We start from the raw sequence: 17,328 nt of genomic DNA, 5'->3' as shown, positions 1-17,328 counted from the left end.
GCCGCGTGCCCAGTCGTTTCCTGCTCATTGCCGCAGCCATGTCGGCGAGCGCCTGCGCCGGCCCGCTCTCGACCCTGGAGCCCGGCGGCCCGGCGGCGCAGTCGATCGCCACCCTGTGGTGGGTGATGCTGGCCGGCGCCGCCGTCCTCTTCGCCATGGTGATGGTGCTGCTCGCCGTCGCCTTCCTGCGCCCCGGCAGCGGCACACGGGTCGCCCCGCCGCGCTGGCTGGTCGGGGGCGGGCTGGTCCTTCCGACGGTCACGCTGGCGCCCCTCCTCGTCTACGGGCTCTTCGCCGGCGAGCGCCTGCTGCCCCATGCCGGCCGGCCGGACGTCCTGCGCGTCGACGTCATCGCCGAGCAGTGGCGCTGGGTTGTCCGCTACCCCGAGGCCGAGGGCGGCACCCGGCAATCGATCGACGTCATGCACATCCCCGCCGACCGCCCCATCGACGTCCACATCACCAGCACCGACGTGATCCACAGTTTCTGGGTGCCGCGTCTCGCCGGCAAGATGGACGCCATTCCGGGTCATGTGAACGTGCTCCGGCTAGTGGCCGCGCGGGCCGGAGCCTATCACGGCGTCTGCGCCGAATTCTGCGGGACCGGCCACACCCGCATGCACATGCTGGTGGAGGCGCATGCTCCCGAGGACTATGCGCGCGCGCTTGCCGAGGTCACCGAACCCGCCGCAGAGCCCGCCCAGACCGGCGAGACATCCGAATGAGCGAGCCGAACCCCGCCATCACGCCCGTCCGCCTCCACAGGCAGCTGGAGGCCGTGTGGGGCACGCCCCGCGGCTGGCCCCGGCTCTCCGCCGTGAACCACAACATCGTGGGGAAGCGGTTCATCTTCACCTCGTTCGCCTTCTTCGCGATCGGCGGCGTCCTCGCCATGCTGATCAGGGCGCAGCTCGCGACCTCGCACAGCGCCTTCGTCGGGCCGGAGATCTACAACCAGATCTTCACCATGCATGGCTCGATAATGATGTTCCTGTTCGCGATCCCGCTGTTCGAGGGGCTCGCGATCTACATGCTGCCGAAGGTGCTCGGCGCGCGCGACCTCGCCTTCCCCCGCCTCAGTGCCTACGGATACTGGTGCTATCTCTTCGGCGGCACGATCATGCTCGCCGCCATGTTCGTCGGGGCGGCGCCCGACGGCGGCTGGTTCATGTACACGCCGCTCACCTCGCGGCCGTATTCGCCCGGCATCAATGCCGACGTCTGGCTGATCGGGGTCACCTTCGTCGAGGTCTCGGCGGTGGCGGCCGCCGTCGAGATCGTGGTCACCGTTCTGAAGGTGCGCGCGCCCGGCATGTCGCTCGACCGCATGCCGCTCCTCGCCTGGTACTTCCTGGTCACCGCTTTCATGATGGTGTTCGGCTTCCCGCCGCTCATCGTCGGCTCCATCCTGCTGGAGGCGGAGCGCGCCTTCGACCTGCCGTTCTTCGATCCGGAGCGCGGCGGCGACCCGCTCCTGTGGCAGCACCTCTTCTGGCTGTTCGGCCACCCGGAGGTCTACATCATCTTCCTGCCGGCCGCCGGCGTCGTCTCCACCGTCCTGCCGGTTCTCGCGCGTCGCGAGATCCTCGGCTACACGTGGATCGTCGTCAGCATCATCGCGCTCGCCTTCCTCAGCTTCGGGCTGTGGGTGCACCACATGTTCACCGTGGGCATCCCGCATCTCGCCCTCGGCTTCTTCTCGGCCGCGAGCACGGCCGTGGTGTTCCCGACCGCGGTGCAGATCTTCGCCTGGCTCGGCACGCTGCTCTCCGGCCGACCGCAGCTGAAGCTGCCGATGCTCTACCTGTTCGGCTTCTTCTTCATCTTCGTGATCGGCGGCCTGACGGGCGTGATGGTCGCCATCGTCCCGTTCGACTGGCAGGCGCACGACACGCATTTCGTCGTCGCGCACATGCACTACGTCCTCGTCGGCGGCTTCGTGTTCCCGATGCTCGCCGGCGCCTATTACTGGCTGCCGCTGTTCACCGGCCGCGCCCCGTTCCCGGCCCTCGGCAAGGCGGCGTTCTGGCTGATCTTCATCGGCTTCAATCTCACCTTCTTCATCATGCACTGGACCGGCCTGATGGGGATGCCGCGCCGCATCTACACCTATCCGACGGATTTCGGCTGGGACTGGTTCAACCTCGTCTCGTCCATCGGCGGCTTCCTGATGGCGATGGGCTTCGCCCTGTTCGCGACCGACATGATCCTGCAGGCGCGCTTCGGACGGCGCGAGCGGCGCAACAACTGGCAGGCGGGCACGCTCGAATGGTCGCTTCCGCGGCCGCCGCCCGCCTACAATTTCGGCTCGCTGCCGGCGGTGGACTCGCGCTCGCCGCTCAAGGACGTCCCGGCCCTCGGCAGCGACCTCGCCGCCGGCCGCGGCTTTCTCGGCTTCACCCGCCACGGCTGGCAGGAGACGATCGGCGTGGAGATGACGTCGGGCCGCGCCGACCAGGTGCTGATCCTGCCGCGGCGAAGCTACCTCCCGCTCGTCAGCGCGGCGGCGACGGGGGTCTTCTTCCTGTCCTTCCTGTTCAAGCTCTATCCGCTCGCCGCGCTCGGCTTCGCCGCCACCGTCGCGAGCTTCCTCCTCTGGAGCACCCAGTCGGGGCAGCGGCGCGATCACGGCCCCCTGCCGATCGGCAACGGCGTCGCCGTCCCGCCGCATCCCGAAGCGGAAGGGCCGGCCTCCTGGTGGGCCATGGTGTTCGCGCTGGCGGCCGACGCGACCTTCTTCGCCTCACTCGTCTTCGGTGCGCTCTTCCTGTGGGTGGTGGCGCCGGCCTGGCCGCCGGCGACCCTCCTCGATGGCGGCCACCTCGCTTCTCTCGCAGCGATCGCGGGTAGCCTGGTTGCGGCCTGGGCCATGCCGCAGGCGGCACGGGCGGCTGTCGAAGGCCGGGCCGGCTATGGCGGGAGCAGCATCCTCCTCGCCGTCGCCGGGCAAAGCCTCGCGTCCGCGGCGCTCGCCTATCTCGCAACCCGCGTCCCGGCGCCGACCGGCCATGCCTACGGCGCCGTGATGCTGATGCTGTGTCTCTATGCCGCCCTGCACGCCGGCCTCGGCATCGTCTTCGCCGGCTTCGCACGCTGGCGCATCGCCAAGGGCTACGTCTCGCCCCGCCGGACCGCCGACCTGCGGATCGCCGGCCTCTGGCAGGCCTATACGGCCCTGGTCGTGCTGGCGACGGCGTTCGTTCTCCACGGCATGCCGCTGGTGATGACGCCATGAGCCTGTCGCACCGGGCGATCGGCCTCATCCTGCTGCCGGCCGGCTTCGTGGTCTGGAGCCTAGCCTTCATCGCGCTCTACGGGCTCCTCTCGGTCGGCTGCGAACTGGGCTGGCAAGGCCGCCATGTCGGCCCCTTGAGCATGCTGCGCGTGCTCCTGCTCGGCCTCTGGGCCGCACACCTCGCGGCGCTCGCCTGGCTCGTCCGCCTGTGCTGGCGGCGGGTCCGGGCGCAGGAGGGAGACGGTCGGGGCACGGCCGCATTTCTCGACCTCGCCAGCCTCGCGGCGATGCTCGCCGCATTCGCAGCCACGGCCTGGATCGGGGTACCGGTCCTGGGCGCTTCCGCCTGCACCTGAGACGGGACGAAGAAGTGCGCTGTCTGCACCGTCCCGCGAAGCGCTTCCGAACACGTGCCTTCAAGATCCGGTGATCCGGCCGTCCGGCCGCGCGCGAACCGGGCCCGCGCGTCCCCCGCCCGACCCGACGCCGTGAAACCATTCGCGGAAGGCAGGGTTGTCCGCCGGGAGGACAACCTCATGCCATCAGCATCCGGCCGCATTGCTCTGGCTCAGGAAGGGCGTTTCCGACTCGAGATGGAGGACGGCCGCTCCGCCCTTTTCCTCCTGCATCGGCTCGCCCGCGTCCAGCCCCAGGACCTGCCCGCACTCGTCGCGAGCGGCCGGCGCGTGACCGTCCGCTACGACGCGGCGCCCGGCCGGATCGCCAACCTCGCTCGCGAGATCTCGCTCAGTTCGCCGCGGGTTTCTCCGGCATGAATACGGTGTCCCCCGGCTCCGCCGGGCGGCTCGGCCGCTTCCTCCGCGACTGGTCCCTGCCCCGCCAGATCGCCGGCGCAGACCACCGCTCGGATGCTGCGCGGAGCACGGCATCCGAGAGGCTCCGCCCGCGGCTGGAGCAGTCCGACACCGTCGGCACGAGCGTCTGCCCGTATTGCGCCGTCGGTTGCTCCGTCCTCGTCCATGCGCGCGGGGGGCGGATCACCCATGTGGAGGGCAACCCCGAAAGCCCGGTGAATGCCGGCACGCTCTGCCCGAAGGGCGCGACGCTCTTCAGCCTGATGAGCAATCCGGACCGGCTCGCCAGGGTTAAGTACCGCGCGCCTCATGGCACCGAATGGGAGGAGAGGCCGCTCGACTGGGCGATGGATCGCATCGCCCGGCTGGTCAAGGAGACCCGCGACGAGACCTTCGTGGAGGCGCTGCCGGACGGGACCAAGGTCAATCACACGTTGGCGATCGGATCGCTGGGCGGGGCGACGCTCGACAACGAGGAGAACTACCTCATCAAGAAGGTGTTCGGCGGCGGCCTCGGCATGGTCTTCATCGAGAACCAGGCGCGCGTCTGCCACTCCAATTCGGTGCCGAGCCTCGGCGCCTCCTTCGGACGCGGCGCGGCGACCATGCCGCAATGGGACCTCGCCAACTCGGACTGCGTGCTCATCATGGGCTCGAACATGGCCGAGGCGCACCCGATCGCCTTCCGCTTCGTCATGCAGGCGAAGGAGCGCGGGGCGAAGGTCATCCACGTCGACCCGCGCTTCACCCGCACCTCGGCCTTGGCCGACATCTACGCCCCGATCCGGGCCGGCACGGACATCGCCTTCCTCGGCGGCATCATCCGGCACCTCATCGAGAACGATCTCTGGTTCCGCGACTACGCGCTGCCCTACACAAACATGGCGACGATCATCGAGCCGGGCTTCCGCGAAGCGAGCGCGCTCGACGGGCGGTTCTCCGGCTGGAACGAGGAGCGGCAGGCCTACGACTTCGACAGCTGGCAGTACGAAGGCCTGGTGGTGCCGTCCGCGCTGTCCGAGCACTACCTGAACACCGCGGAATCCTTCTCGGAGATGACCTGCCGGCTGCACGAGAAGCCGCCCGAGCAGGATTACACGCTCCAGCACCCGAACTGCGTCTTCCAAATCATGCGGCGGCAGTACGCGCCCTACACGCCCGAGGCCGTGGAGCGTGTGACCGGCTGCCCGAAGGCGCTCTTCCTGGAAATCGCCGAGACACTCGCGCACAATTCGGGGCGCGAGCGCACCGGCGCCGTCTGCTACGCGGTCGGCTGGAACCACCACACGGTCGGCGTCCAGATGATCCGCTCGGCGGCGATGGTGCAGATGCTGCTCGGGAACGTGGGCCGCCCGGGCGGCGGCATCGTCGCGCTGCGCGGCCATTGCTCGATCCAGGGCTCGACCGACATCCCCACGCTCTACAACATGCTGCCGAGCTACCTGCCGCAGCCGAACGCCTTCAAGCCGCAGGCGCGGCACTATTCCCAGTTCCTCGATGACGAGACCATCCCAACGGGATGGTGGGCGCATTTTCCCGACTACTTCACGAGCCTGCTGCGCGCCTGGTACGGCGACGCCGTCGGGCCGCACAACGAGTGGGGCTTCCATTTCCTGCCGAAGATCGTCGGCGACCATTCGCAGCTCGCCATGACGCTCGCCATGGACGACGGCCTGCTCAAGGGGCTCTTCCTGCTCGGCCAGAACGTCGTGATCGGCGGCAGCAACTCGAAGATGATCCAGCGCGGCCTCGGCAAGCTCGACTGGCTGGTGGTGCGCGACACCGACGAGATCGAGAGCGCGAACTTCTGGCGCAACGGCCACGCCATCCGCGACGGCGAGCTTCGGCCGCAGGACATCGCGACCGAGGTCTTCCTGATGCCCGCCGAACTCGCTGGCGAGAAGGAGGGGAGCTTCACGAACACGCACCGGCTCGTGCAATGGCACGACAAGGTCGTGGACGGCCCCGGCGACAGCCGGTCCGAGCTCTGGTTCATCCATCACCTAGCGCGCCGCCTCAAGGCGCTCTATGCGGACAGCGACGCCGAACGCGACCAGCCGATCCGGAGCCTTACGCTGGACTACCGGACGAAGGGCGAACGCGAGGACGTCGAAGCGACGGACGTCCTCAAGGAGATCAGCGGCTACACCTGGCCGGAGCGGAAGCAGATCGAGAGCTACAACGACCTGCGGGCCGACGGCTCCACCGCCTGCGGCAGCTGGATCTATTGCGGCGCCCATCCGACCGCGGACCACAACCAGACCCGGTCGCGGGAGCCGGACGGGCCGGAGGGTCCCGGCACCCATCTCGGCTGGGCTTTCGCATGGCCGGCCAATCGCCGGACGCTCTACAACCGCGCCTCGGCCGATCCCGCGGGCAGACCGTGGTCGGAGCGCAAGCGTCTCGTCTGGTGGGACGAGGAGAGCGAGCGCTGGGCGAGCTTCGACAATGTCGACTTCGAGCCCGAGAAGCCGCCGGGCTATCGCCCCGACTGGTCCGAGAGGCCGGTCGGCATGGCGGCGCTGCGCGGCGACGAACCCTTCATCATGATGCCGGACGGGCGGGCCATGCTGTTCGTGCCGTCCGGGCTCAAGGACGGCCCGCTGCCGACGCATTACGAGCCTGTCGAGAGCCCCGTCGCGAACCCGCTCCACGCGCAGCAGTCGAGCCCCGTCGCAAAGAGGTTCGCGCGCGAAGGCAACCGGCTGCATGAGGTCGCCGATCCGCGCTATCCGCACGCGCTCACGACCTACCGGCTGACGGAGCACCATTGCGGCGGCACCCCGACGCGCGGCGTGCCGCACACGGCGGAGCTGCAGCCGGAGGGCTTCGCCGAGATCCCGCCGGAGCTCGCCGAGCGGCTTGGGATCGGCAATCTCGACTGGATCGTGCTCTCCACCGCGCGGGGCGAGATCGAGACCCGCGCGATGGTCACGCGCAGGCTGCAGCCGTTCCGGATCGACGGGCGCGAGGTGTTCCAGATCGGCATGCCCTGGCATTTCGGGTGGCAGGGCTATGCCACCGGCGACATCGCGAATGTGCTCACCGCCGCCGTCGGCGACGCCAACACCAGCATGCACGAGAACAAGGCGCTCACCTGCGCGATCCGGAAAGGGCGGCTCCGTCGCTCGCCACGGCCGGAAAGGGCGCCGGCATGAATGGGCCCCTTCGGCAAGAGGCGGAGCGCACCGCAGGCACGCGCATCGAGCCCGGCAGGCGCTACGGCTTCTTCACCGACACCACGCTCTGCATCGGCTGCAAGGCCTGCGAGGTGGCGTGCAAGGAGTGGAACCAGCTCCCGGCGGAGGAAATGGCCCTGACGGGCATGAGCTACGACAATACCGGGTCGCTCTCCGCGACGACCTGGCGCCACGTCGCCTTCGTCGAGCAGGTGCGGGACGGCCAGGACGACGGCAGCCGGCCAGGAGGCGCGCCGGGGCGTTGGCTCATGATGAGCGACGTCTGCAAGCATTGCGCCAACGCGCCGTGCCTCGACGCCTGCCCGACCGGCGCGATCTTCAAGACCGAGTTCGACACGGTCGTGGTGCAGCAGGACGTCTGCAACGGCTGCGGCTATTGCGTGCCGGCCTGCCCGTTCGGGGTGGTGGAACTCGATGAGCTCGACGGCAAGGCGCACAAATGCACGCTCTGCTACGACCGGCTGAAAGGGGGGCTGGAGCCCGCCTGCGCCAAGGTCTGCCCGACCGAGTCCATCCAGTTCGGCGAGATCGAAGAGCTCGACAGGCGCGCCCGCGAACGGGTCGGGCAGTTGCACGAGCGCGGCGAGCGCAACGCCTATCTCTACGGCGCGCCCGATACCCCCGGGGCGACCGGCGGTCTCGGGCGCCTCAACGCCTTCTTCCTGCTTCTCGACCGGCCGGAGGTCTACAACCTGCCGAGCCGTCCCGACCGCCCGGCGAACAGGATCGCTCCGGCCTTCGGCACCGGGCTCGCGGCGCTTGCCGGCATGGCGGGCCTCGCGCTCGCCTTCCTGGCAAACGGGGGAGAGCGGCGATGACGGCGTCGGCTCCATGCGGGCGGACGCTTCCGGCACGAACCGACGGGGTCGTTGCCGGCATGCATGCACCCTATTCGGGCGAGAGCTATTACGGCCGGCCGGCGCTGAAGCCCGCGCCGTGGGACTGGACGGTGAGCGGATACATCTTTCTCGCCGGGCTCGCAGGATCGGCGCAGGGCCTCGCCGCCCTCGGGCAGGTTGCGGACCGCCGCCGCTACCGCGGCATGATCGCCAATGCGCGCTACCTTGCTGCCGCGAGCACCGCGGCGGGCGCAGCCCTGCTGATCGCCGATCTCCGCACCCCGCAGCGCTGGTACAACATGCTGCGCATCTTCCGGCCGACCTCGCCGATGTCGATCGGCACCTACATCCTGGGCGCGTTCGGCGGGCTGACCGGCATCACGCTGCTCGGCGAGGTCGCCGGCGGGCGGAGCGGTGTGGGCCGGGTCGCGGGGCGCGCGGCCGACATCGCCCAGATCGGGGCAGCCGTCGCGGGGGCGGGGGCGAGCACCTACACCGCCGCGTTGCTCTCCGCCACCAGCACCCCGGAATGGTCCGTCCAGCCGCGCCGGCTCGGCCTGAAGTTCGGCCTGTCCGCGGCGGCGAGCGGCGCTGCCGCCCTTTCGATCGGCGAGCGCCTCTCCGGCCGCGACGGGAATGCCGACCGGCTCGACGCGGTCGCCACCGCCGCGACGCTCGCGGGCATGGCCGCCGACGCGCTCCCGGCGCGGGAGAGCGCGCGGGACGTGTCACCCGGAAGCGGCCGCAGGAACGCGCCGCCGGGCCTCGACGCGGGCCACCTCCTTCTCGGCGGCGCGCTCCCGCTCGCCGCCTATGGCCTGAGCCGGACGTCGCGTGACCGCGCCGTCGTGTGGTCGGTTGCAGGCTCGCTCGCCGTGCTCGCCGGAGGCATGTGGCTGCGCCACCGTACGCTCACGAAGGGTATGCGGTCGGCCGAGGATCCCCGCAGGTATTTCCGCGTCGCGCAGCCGGGAGTGCCTGCAGCACGGCGGCCGCACGGCCCGGGACCGTCTTCGACACCCGGAGGGGAGGGCCGGTGATGGACCGGCAGGCCCGCACCATTGCGCAATCGGCAATCGACGCGCTCGACGAGGCCCTCGCCGCCGGGCCCGAGGTCGGTCACGAGACCGTCGCCGCCGCCGTGCGGCAGGTGATCGCGTTGCGGAACCATATGATCGACGACGCGCGGCAGGGGCGGCTCGACCGCAGGGCGCTCGACCAGATCAACGCGGTCACGAGCCTCGCCTTCGGCGCGGAGTACCCGCTGATGGGCGTTCATCTCCGGCGGATGGAGCAGGTCCGGGAGCAGCTCTCGAAGGTCCTCGACGAGCACGAGAGCGCCGACGCCCGCTAAACGTTCCTTCCGCCGCCCATCGCGATCATGATGCGGCGCGACAGAAGGGCCGAATGGAGCGGGAGGAGGAGCCAGTGACCCGTTTCGTGATCGACAGCGGTACCGCTTTGCGCATCGTCGAGGAAGAGATCGTACCTGGGCTGGGCCACAGCCTTCTGGCGCCCACCCTGCTGCGCTCGGAGGTCCTGAACCTGCTCTACCGAAGGGTGCGCCGGGGCGAGCTCGACGGATCGGCGGGCCTCGCGCTCAAGGCCCGGTTCGGGAGGCTCAAGGTCCGGTACCTCGGCGATGCGGTTCTGCGGCGCCGGGCCTGGGAGCTCGCCGCGCGGGCGGACATGGAATCCACGTTCGGCGCCGAGTACCTGGCGCTGACGCAGCTCCAGGCCGACGCGCTCATCGCCGAAGACGGAGCGTTGCGGGAGAGCGCAGCCGGGCTGGTGCGGGTCGTGCCGCTCTCGGCCTTGCGGGCATGAGCCGGAGCGGGTGGTCGTCTTGGGGAGAGCCGGCCGCCCGGCCATGGCCGCCGCGCCGGCCCGCCTCAGCCGTTCGACACCGGAAGGACCGCGGCGCCGTCCACGAACACACGCCCGCCGGGCGCAAGCGCAGCGGTCAGGCTGCGCCAGGCGCGGGCTCCGGCGGCGGGATGGCGGCCGTCGAGCGCACCGACGCGAACGGCCACGACGAGATCGAACGGCCTTTCGCCCGGCGCAAGTTCGAAGTCTTCGGCCGAAACCTGCCGGAACGACAGGCATCCCGATGCCATCGCGTCGGCAGAGCCGGCGACGGCCTGCGCGATCGCACGCGCCGAGCGGTCGATCCCCAGAACGTGCCCGGGGCCGATCCACGCAGCGATTGCGCGCGCCAGCGCGCCCGGCCCGCAACCGACTTCGAGCACCCTGAGGCCCGGCGCGAGCGGCAAGCTCTAGAGAATATCGTTCAGGCGGGGCGACAGCGGCGGCATGGCGTGCACCGAACGTCTCCGGTCGAAGGCGCAAACAGGCTCCTCCGATGGCTGGAGCGAAGACTGTGCCGCCCGTGTCGGCGTGCCCCGTTCCGGCGGCCTCCAGGGTCTACTTGAGCTCCGAAAGATAGTGGAAATGCTCCGTCGTGCAGCGGGAAACCCGCCATTCGACCGGCGCGCCGTCAAGCCCGAATGCGACGCGGTCGATGAGGAGCAGCGCGGCGCCACGCTTGCAGCCGAGCAACTCGCAGTCGTGCCGCGCCGCATTCACGGACTTCAGCCGTTCGGTCGCGCGCGTGACGATCTGGCCGAACTCGGTGGCGTAGAGCACGTAGACGTTGTTCGGGATTTCCTCGAGCCGGTCGAGGCCGGGAAACCTTGCGGCCGGCAGCATGATCTGCTCGACGGTCACCACCTCGCCGCGGAGGCTGCGCGTCCGCTCGATCTCCCAAACCTCGGCCTGCCGCTTCAGCCCGAGCTTGTCCTTGGCCTCCGCGCTGGCGCGCACCCGGGCGAGCGAGTGGACGGCGCTCTCCGGCAGGCAGATCTCGCCGTCGTCGGCCCGCAGCCGGTAGAACTGGAAGTGGAGCCTGCCCTCTTCGGGGAACGCGACGAACGTGCCGCGGCCCTGCTTGCGGACGAGCAGGTTCTCCAGCGCGAGCACGTCGAGCGCCTTGCGCACGGTGCCCTGGCCGACGCCGAGCTCCCCGGCGAGCTGCTGCTCGCTGGGGAGGAGCATTCCGGGCTTCCAGCGGCCGTCGATCAGCCGGGCGAACAAGTGATCGCGGACATGCTGGTAGAGCGGCCGAAAGGCGATCTCGTTCGTCCCGTTCAATGCCCACCCGCTGGATTGTCGCGGCGCCAGAACACCACCTTGCGTCGTGCATATTGGGCGATGCCGTTCAGCACAATGCCCATCAGGCCGAGCACCACCAGGACCGAGAACATGCCGGCGACGTCCAGATTGTAGTTCATCTGGAGCAGCATGTAGCCGAGCCCGGCCTTGGCGCCGATGAACTCGCCGACGATGGCGCCGAGCACCGACATGACGATGCCGACGTTGAGCCCCGCGAAGATGAAGGGCAGCGCCTCCGGAAGCTTCACGTACCAAAAGGTCTTCCAGGAGCTCGCCGAGAGCGAGCGCATAAGTTCGAGCTTCGCCTCCGGCGTCGACTTGAGGCCGATGATCGTGTTCACGAGGATCGGGAAGAAGGAGACCATGGCCGCGATCACGACCTTGCTCTCCAATCCGAAGCCGACCCAGACGAGCACGAGCGGCGCGACCGCGATCTTCGGCAAGGTCTGGATCGCGACGATGTAGGGGTAGAGCACCGCCTCCACGAGCGCGACCTGGCTGATGAGCGTGCCGAGCAGGAGCGCGGCGGTCGACGCGAGAAGGAAACCGAGCACGATTTCTATCAGCGTCACCTTCAGCCCGGCGATCAGCTGGCCCGAGCGCAGGCCGTCGACGAGCGCGCTCCCGATCTGGGAGGGGGCCGGCAGGACGAGATCGCTGATCCCGCCGATCCGACAGGCCGCCTCCCAGCCGAGGAGGACCGAGACGCCGAAGAGCACGGCGAGCGTCCTGTGGAAGAGCACCTGCCGGCCTCTCCTGGAGGCCGGCAGCCGGAAGACCGAAACGGTCCTTTGTTCAGCGACGAGAGTCACGATCCTCCCTCACGGGCTCTTGAAGGACTTCGCCGCCTCGACCACGGCGTCGGCGTCGAAGTCGTTGATCTCGTCGATCAGCTCGTTGGTGTAATAGGCGGTCGGCTCGATCGCCTTCTCGAGCTGCCCGGTCTCGACCAGGAAGTCCTGGAACTTCACCATGTAGTCCGGCGGGATGTCGCCGAACTTGCCGCTGCCGAAGGCGTCCTTCGACTGGATGTGCTGGCGGACCTCGAGGACCTTCTTCGTCTCCTCGATCACCTCCGGCGTCAGCCCTTCGCGCGGAGCCGACTGAGGATAGACCTGCCAGTGGATGCGGGCGGCCGCCTCGAGGTTCTCCGATTCGAAGAGCTGCGCCTTGGCGATGCCGCGCGCCAGCCCGACGAGCGCCTTGCGGCGGTCCTTCAGGGCGTCCTCGCGCACGACGAGCGAGCTCGAAAAGGCTGCGTCGGCACGATCGTCCTTGATGATCCTGGAGAACTTCATGCCCTTCTCCTCCATCTGGACGTAGGCCTCGTCCCAGAGCGAGAGGGCGTCGACCTGGCCGGTCTGGAGCGCGCCGGCGGCGCGGCCGCCGACCCCGACCTCGACGATGGAGACGTCCTGGTCGGTCAGGTTCGCAGTCTTGAGCAGCCCCTTCAGGTATGGCGCGCCCGCGCTCGCGAAGCTGGAGACGCCGACCGTCTTGCCCTTCAGGTCCTCCAGTGAATCGAGGCCGGATCCCTCGGGCAGCGCGATGCCGAAGATGTCGCCGCGCAGCGTCGAGAAGTAGATCTTGAGGGGCGCGCCGCGCTGGATCGCGGCGAACGCCGCGTTCGGGCTGCCCATCGCCACGTCGGCCTGGCCGCTGATGACGAGCTGCATCGCGGCGGCGGCGCCGGGCGTCGGCACCACGTCGACCTCCAGGCCCTCTTCCTCCCAGTATTTCAGGTATTCGGGCATCGAGCTGTTGATCGCGTAGCTGACGCTGAGCTGCGGGGCAGCGTGCGCGAGCACGATCTTCTCCAGCGCCGCGGCCCATGACGCCGAGCAGAACAGCGCCAGCGACGCCGTGAGCAATGTCCGGCCAAGTCTCATTCCCTCTCTCCTCTTCCGATAGGGCCTCTCCCCGGCCCGGTGGTCAGTCCAGCGCGCCCCCCGAATTGAGGAGCCCGCGAATGCGGGACGCGATGCGGCCGAATTCCGGCGTCGCCATCAGGTCGAGCGAACGCGGCCGCGGCAGGTCGATCTCCATCACTTCCTGGAGCTTTCCGGGCCGGGCGGTCATCACCGCCACGCGGTCGGCCAGGAACACCGCCTCAGGGATCGAATGGGTGATGAGGAGGACGGTCTTGCCGGCCTCCATCCAGATGCGCTGGAGCTCGATGTTCATCGTCTCGCGGGTCAGCGCGTCGAGCGCGCCGAACGGCTCGTCCATGAGGAGCAGCGCCGGATCGTGGACGAGCGCGCGGCTGATCGCGACGCGCTGCTGCATCCCGCCGGAGAGCTCGTTCGGGTATTTCGCCTCGAAGCCGCTAAGGCCCACGGTCTTGAGCAAGTCGAGCGCGCGCTGCCGGTACTTCGTGCGATCGAGGCCGAGCACGTCGACCGGCAGCATGACGTTCTCAAGGACCGTCCGCCATTCCAGGAGCGTTGCCGCCTGGAACACCACGCCGATGTCGCGGCGCGGCCCCGTCACCCGCTCGCCGCCGATCATGAGATCGCCGGCCGTGTAGGAGAGCAGTCCGCCGACCATCCTCAGCAGCGTGCTCTTGCCGCAGCCGCTGGGGCCGACGACGGCGAGGAACTCCCCTTCCGAAACCGCGATGTCGAGCGCCTCGAGCGCAAGCAGGTCGTTGCCGTCCTGGGTCTCGTAGACCTTGGTGAGCGCGCGGCACTGGATGGCCGTCGGGCGGGCCGACGCCCTTGCGGGCTCTCCGGCCGTTGCGCGAAGGGGTACGGCCATGTCAGCCCCTCCCCGCGGCACGGGCCTGCGGCGCCGGCCGATTGCAGAGATCGAGTGCGGTCGCAAGGAAGATCCTCGCAGTCGTCACGACGTCGTCGATCAACACGTGCTCGCCGGCGGCGTGCATGGATGCCGATTTCGCATCCGGGTGCAGCCGCCCGCCCGGGCCGAACTGCACGCAGGGCACGCCGTAGCTCGCCAGATGGATGGCGTCGGATCCGGGCCGCCGGATCGTCGAGGCCGGCCGCTCCCCCATGACGGCCTTCTGCGCGGCGCCGAGCGCATCGACCACCGGGCTCTCCTCGTCGATTACCATCGCCGGGTCGGTGACGTAGAAGAAGAGGTCCGGCTCCTCGACGCCCTTCCGCTCCGCGAAACCCCGCAGCAGCCGGCGGAGCTCGCGCTTGACCTCGTCGACGGTCTGGCCGGGGACGGTGCGGATGTCGAGATAGAGGCTGCAGGAGACCGGGTTGCGCGACAGCCGCCACGGCGCGCCGCCGCGTATGGCGGCCACGGTCACGTTCGGCCGCTCGCCCATATAGACGTGCGCCGCCTCGTAGTCCTGCGACCACTCGAAGATCTCCGCCTCGAGCTCGTGCATGAGCCGAATGGCGTTTCGGACATTCGGCCGGTTCGACAGCGCGGCGTGGCTGACGGTCCCCTTCACCGAGATGCGGACCCAGATGCAGCCCATATTGGCGGTCGCGATCGTGAGCGCACTGGGCTCGGCGAGGATCGCATAGTCCGCCGTCACGCCGTGGGTGACGAGATGGCGGGTGCCGACGCCGTAGCCGGCGAAGCTCGTGCCCTGGAACTCCTCGATCGCCGTCTTCTCGATCTCGCCGACGACGCCGGCGATCGAGACGTCGCCGCGGAGCCTGATGCCGGCGCGCGCGATCGCCTCCGCGGCGATCATCGCGGCGGCGAGGCCGCTCTTCATGTTGTGCGCGCCGAGGCCCCACATCCAGCCGTCGCGACAGACCGCCTTGGGCTTGTAGCCGTCGCCGGACAGGTAGTCCTCCGTGCCGTCGTAGGAGGTGTCCATGTGACCGGTGAAGAGCAGGTTCAGGCCCTCACCCGTGCCGCGCAGATGCCCGACCGCGTTGGGGCGCCCCTCGCTCACGAACTGCAGGTCGGCGGCGAGGCCGGCGGCGCGCATGCGCGCCACCATGAATTCGGCCATCTCCCGCTCCTCGCCGGTCGGGCTGCGGATGTCGACCATGGCGGCGAGGAGATCGCGCACGGCTTCATGCGTGATGAGGGCGGATGCTTCCGCGGCGTCCGGAGGTGGGACTACGACGTTCATTCCTGATCTTTCTGCCTTTCGACGCGGCGGCAATGCCCGCCGGGCGGTGCGTGCGCCGACGGCCCCCGGGCATTGCCGCGGGCCGTCGGCGCTGCCGAGCCGGCGCCTCCGGTCGGGGGCCGGTGCCGGCGCGGATCGGTTCTCGCTAGTCGGCCGCGACGGCGGCGACGACGTCGACCTCGAACATCATTCCGGGCCGCGCGAGTTGGACGACGTTCAGGAAGGTGTGGGGCGGAAGCGGACCATCGCCGAACGTTTCCTTGCGGCAGGTGCGCATCTCCTCGCGATAGCGCGCGTCCGTCAGGTAGCTGGTCGCCTTCACGATGTCGGAGAGCGTCGCCCCGTTCGCCTCGAGCGCCTTCTTCACCTTGCCCCAGGCCATCCGGCACTGCTCCAGGAAATCGTCCTTGTGCAGCACGTCGCCGGAATCAGGATCCTCGGACCCGATGCCGGCGAGATAGATGAACTTCGCCGGGCCGGTGACCGTTACGGCTTCCGAGAACGCGCCCTTGGCGAATTCGCTGTAGTTGAAGTTCTCCTTCTTGAACTCCTGGGCCGCCGCCGGCGCCGCAATGCTCGCCGCGAGCAGACCCGCGAGTAGAACCCTCCGAACTGCCATCTGCCTCTCCTCTTCGTACCCGGGTGGTGGGCGTGCGCCCGCGCGGCCGAACGTCAGAGCCCCCCTACGGCCGCGGTGGAGTGAGCCTATGTGCTCTTATATAAGAGTCAAGCAGGCAGATCCCTGTTTTCGCGGCCGGCGGAACACTTTTCGCCGAACTCGTTCAAAGCATTGGCAGATTTCCGGAGGCGGCGGAGCAGCTCCGGCGTTGCCGCTCCAAAGTCGTGCACTGCAAGATGAAAAAGGAGGCTGGACAGCACGTCTTTACCTATGCACTCTTGTATAAGACATGGCCGGCCGCAGCGGTTCTCGGGGCATGGAACGGCGCTTGATCGGCCGCTCGAGGAGGGGGCGATCATGTCCGCAACCATCGCACCGGACTGCCGCAGGGATGCCGCACGCGTCGGATTGCGGGCCGCCACGCCCGCGTGGCGCCGCAAGCAGTGTTCCGCGATGGAGGATGCACGATGCGCCAATACCTGACGGGTCAGAGACAGCAGCAGCGGGCCTATTCCCGCGCCGTCGTGACCGGGCCGGGCCGCACGATCTGGCTCGCCGGTCAGACCGTCACCGCCGACGAGGATGGCAGACCGCTCGGCGGCGACTTCGACAGCCAGGCGCATGCGATCTTCCGCGCCATCGAACGGACCTTGAAGGAGCTTGGCAGCGCGCTGCAGGACATTGTCACGATGACCGTCTTCATCGCCGACGCCCGCCACGGGGACCGCTTCGTCGAGATCCGGAAGTCCTATTTCCCGGACGGCTTTCCGGCCTCCGCCCTCATCACGGTGACGGGATTCGCCCGCCCTGAAGCCATGCTGGAGATCCAGGCGATCGCCGTTCGGGAGGACGGCGCCTAGCCGAACGAGAACCGGGAACGACTCATCGCTGGGGGAGGCGAGATTTGGGTCAGCAAGTCAAGGACATGATATTCGCGGTCTCAGCGCTCGCTCTCGGTGGGCTGTACCTGGTCGCGACCTACCGCCTGCCCACGCGGATCGGCGTCGACCCGCTCGGCCCGAAGGCGTTCCCGACCTTGATCGGCATCGCAATGGTGCTGTTCGCGCTCGGCCTGCTCGTGCAGACGGTGGTGCGCGCGCGTTCGGCGTCACCCCCCCGGGCGGGCAGCGAAACGCCGCAGAAGAGCCATGCACCGGCGATCGCCGCCGTCGCGGCCGGCCTGCTCCTCTATTACGTGCTCTACCAGCCGCTCGGCTTCCTGGTCTCCACGGTCGTCTTCCTCTTCACGTTCCTCTCCTTCTTCAACAAAGGCCGCCCGGTTCTGAACCTGACGATCGCGATCGCCTTTCCGGTCGCGCTCAACATCGTCTTCACGACCGTCCTCGGCACGCCGCCCGCCCGCGGCATTCTCCACTTCTGAGGGGC

Annotated in this window: 18 protein-coding genes; 11 read left to right on the top strand and 7 right to left on the bottom strand. The window is 69.1% G+C overall.

Features of this window, described 5'->3' with window-relative positions; translation table 11 throughout:
* Nucleotides 1-5 precede the first annotated feature (5 nt).
* The 9 genes from coxB (at nucleotide 6) to ACUN0C_RS12245 (ending at nucleotide 9,916) form a co-directional block, all read left to right on the top strand.
* On the top strand, nucleotides 6-725 hold the full coding sequence (gene coxB, locus ACUN0C_RS12285; protein ID WP_445466662.1) for a cytochrome c oxidase subunit II: 720 nt from the start codon (nucleotides 6-8) through the stop codon (nucleotides 723-725).
* Complete coding sequence (gene ctaD, locus ACUN0C_RS12280; RefSeq protein WP_445466661.1) at nucleotides 722-3,235, top strand: cytochrome c oxidase subunit I; 2,514 nt, start codon at nucleotides 722-724, stop codon at nucleotides 3,233-3,235. Before coxB ends, ctaD begins: the two co-directional genes overlap by 4 nt.
* Nucleotides 3,232-3,591, top strand: coding sequence for a hypothetical protein (locus ACUN0C_RS12275; RefSeq protein ID WP_445466660.1), 360 nt, complete (start codon nucleotides 3,232-3,234; stop codon nucleotides 3,589-3,591). Before ctaD ends, ACUN0C_RS12275 begins: the two co-directional genes overlap by 4 nt.
* 180 nt (nucleotides 3,592-3,771) lie before the next feature.
* Nucleotides 3,772-4,011, top strand: coding sequence for a hypothetical protein (locus ACUN0C_RS12270; RefSeq protein ID WP_445466659.1), 240 nt, complete (start codon nucleotides 3,772-3,774; stop codon nucleotides 4,009-4,011).
* Nucleotides 4,008-7,208, top strand: coding sequence for a formate dehydrogenase (gene fdh, locus ACUN0C_RS12265; protein ID WP_445466658.1), 3,201 nt, complete (start codon nucleotides 4,008-4,010; stop codon nucleotides 7,206-7,208). The genes ACUN0C_RS12270 and fdh overlap by 4 nt, the downstream gene beginning before the upstream one ends.
* On the top strand, nucleotides 7,205-8,068 hold the full coding sequence (locus ACUN0C_RS12260) for a 4Fe-4S dicluster domain-containing protein (protein WP_445466657.1): 864 nt from the start codon (nucleotides 7,205-7,207) through the stop codon (nucleotides 8,066-8,068). Before fdh ends, ACUN0C_RS12260 begins: the two co-directional genes overlap by 4 nt.
* A 59-nt stretch (nucleotides 8,069-8,127) precedes the next feature.
* Nucleotides 8,128-9,129, top strand: coding sequence for an NrfD/PsrC family molybdoenzyme membrane anchor subunit (nrfD, locus tag ACUN0C_RS12255; RefSeq protein WP_445466656.1), 1,002 nt, complete (start codon nucleotides 8,128-8,130; stop codon nucleotides 9,127-9,129).
* Complete coding sequence (locus ACUN0C_RS12250) at nucleotides 9,129-9,443, top strand: hypothetical protein (RefSeq protein WP_445466655.1); 315 nt, start codon at nucleotides 9,129-9,131, stop codon at nucleotides 9,441-9,443. Before nrfD ends, ACUN0C_RS12250 begins: the two co-directional genes overlap by 1 nt.
* A 74-nt stretch (nucleotides 9,444-9,517) precedes the next feature.
* Complete coding sequence (locus ACUN0C_RS12245) at nucleotides 9,518-9,916, top strand: type II toxin-antitoxin system VapC family toxin (protein WP_445466654.1); 399 nt, start codon at nucleotides 9,518-9,520, stop codon at nucleotides 9,914-9,916.
* Between the two features lie 65 nt (nucleotides 9,917-9,981).
* Here ACUN0C_RS12245 and ACUN0C_RS12240 read toward each other — a convergent pair whose 3' ends face one another.
* The 7 genes from ACUN0C_RS12240 to ACUN0C_RS12210 form a co-directional block, all read right to left on the bottom strand.
* A complete protein-coding gene (locus tag ACUN0C_RS12240) occupies nucleotides 9,982-10,362 on the bottom strand; it encodes an SAM-dependent methyltransferase (protein ID WP_445466653.1) in 381 nt (126 codons plus the stop codon).
* A gap of 151 nt (nucleotides 10,363-10,513) precedes the next feature.
* Nucleotides 10,514-11,239 carry a GntR family transcriptional regulator gene (locus ACUN0C_RS12235; protein WP_445466652.1) on the bottom strand — a complete coding sequence of 242 codons (726 nt, stop codon included), beginning with the start codon at nucleotides 11,237-11,239 and terminating at the stop codon, nucleotides 10,514-10,516.
* Complete coding sequence (locus ACUN0C_RS12230; protein WP_445466651.1) at nucleotides 11,236-12,003, bottom strand: ABC transporter permease; 768 nt, start codon at nucleotides 12,001-12,003, stop codon at nucleotides 11,236-11,238. The genes ACUN0C_RS12235 and ACUN0C_RS12230 overlap by 4 nt, the downstream gene beginning before the upstream one ends.
* A gap of 78 nt (nucleotides 12,004-12,081) precedes the next feature.
* The gene (locus ACUN0C_RS12225; protein WP_445466650.1) at nucleotides 12,082-13,149 is read right to left on the bottom strand and encodes an ABC transporter substrate-binding protein; all 1,068 of its coding nucleotides are present in this window, start codon (nucleotides 13,147-13,149) and stop codon (nucleotides 12,082-12,084) included.
* 43 nt (nucleotides 13,150-13,192) lie between these two features.
* Complete coding sequence (locus ACUN0C_RS12220; RefSeq protein WP_445466649.1) at nucleotides 13,193-14,017, bottom strand: ABC transporter ATP-binding protein; 825 nt, start codon at nucleotides 14,015-14,017, stop codon at nucleotides 13,193-13,195.
* A 1-nt stretch (nucleotide 14,018) separates the two neighbouring features.
* Nucleotides 14,019-15,323, bottom strand: a complete 1,305-nt coding sequence (locus ACUN0C_RS12215; RefSeq protein ID WP_445466648.1) for a M20 family metallopeptidase — start codon at nucleotides 15,321-15,323, stop codon at nucleotides 14,019-14,021.
* 145 nt (nucleotides 15,324-15,468) lie between these two features.
* Nucleotides 15,469-15,942, bottom strand: coding sequence for a RidA family protein (locus ACUN0C_RS12210; RefSeq protein WP_445466647.1), 474 nt, complete (start codon nucleotides 15,940-15,942; stop codon nucleotides 15,469-15,471).
* Between the two features lie 467 nt (nucleotides 15,943-16,409).
* Between ACUN0C_RS12210 and ACUN0C_RS12205 the strand changes: the two genes are divergently transcribed.
* Both ACUN0C_RS12205 and ACUN0C_RS12200 read left to right on the top strand, forming a co-directional pair.
* Nucleotides 16,410-16,802, top strand: a complete 393-nt coding sequence (locus tag ACUN0C_RS12205) for a RidA family protein (protein ID WP_445466646.1) — start codon at nucleotides 16,410-16,412, stop codon at nucleotides 16,800-16,802.
* A gap of 44 nt (nucleotides 16,803-16,846) precedes the next feature.
* Complete coding sequence (locus tag ACUN0C_RS12200; protein WP_445466645.1) at nucleotides 16,847-17,323, top strand: tripartite tricarboxylate transporter TctB family protein; 477 nt, start codon at nucleotides 16,847-16,849, stop codon at nucleotides 17,321-17,323.
* Nucleotides 17,324-17,328: the final 5 nt, after the last annotated feature.

The organism is Faunimonas sp. B44, from assembly GCF_052655945.1.
The sequence above is the reverse complement of the archived record's forward strand: the minus strand, read 5'-3'. Positions and strand labels throughout refer to the sequence as shown.

Bases quoted from the DNA above. Each gene is read 5' to 3' on its own strand.
- ACUN0C_RS12215 (WP_445466648.1), bottom strand. From the start codon at position 15,323: ATGAACGTCGTAGTCCCACCTCCGGACGCCGCGGAAGCATCCGCCCTC.
- fdh (WP_445466658.1), top strand. From the start codon at position 4,008: ATGAATACGGTGTCCCCCGGCTCCGCCGGGCGGCTCGGCCGCTTCCTC.
- nrfD (WP_445466656.1), top strand. From the start codon at position 8,128: ATGCATGCACCCTATTCGGGCGAGAGCTATTACGGCCGGCCGGCGCTG.
- ACUN0C_RS12250 (WP_445466655.1), top strand. From the start codon at position 9,129: ATGGACCGGCAGGCCCGCACCATTGCGCAATCGGCAATCGACGCGCTC.
- ACUN0C_RS12205 (WP_445466646.1), top strand. From the start codon at position 16,410: ATGCGCCAATACCTGACGGGTCAGAGACAGCAGCAGCGGGCCTATTCC.
- ACUN0C_RS12275 (WP_445466660.1), top strand. From the start codon at position 3,232: ATGAGCCTGTCGCACCGGGCGATCGGCCTCATCCTGCTGCCGGCCGGC.
- ACUN0C_RS12270 (WP_445466659.1), top strand. From the start codon at position 3,772: ATGCCATCAGCATCCGGCCGCATTGCTCTGGCTCAGGAAGGGCGTTTC.
- ACUN0C_RS12210 (WP_445466647.1), bottom strand. From the start codon at position 15,942: ATGGCAGTTCGGAGGGTTCTACTCGCGGGTCTGCTCGCGGCGAGCATT.
- ACUN0C_RS12260 (WP_445466657.1), top strand. From the start codon at position 7,205: ATGAATGGGCCCCTTCGGCAAGAGGCGGAGCGCACCGCAGGCACGCGC.
- ACUN0C_RS12220 (WP_445466649.1), bottom strand. From the start codon at position 14,017: ATGGCCGTACCCCTTCGCGCAACGGCCGGAGAGCCCGCAAGGGCGTCG.
- ACUN0C_RS12225 (WP_445466650.1), bottom strand. From the start codon at position 13,149: ATGAGACTTGGCCGGACATTGCTCACGGCGTCGCTGGCGCTGTTCTGC.
- ctaD (WP_445466661.1), top strand. From the start codon at position 722: ATGAGCGAGCCGAACCCCGCCATCACGCCCGTCCGCCTCCACAGGCAG.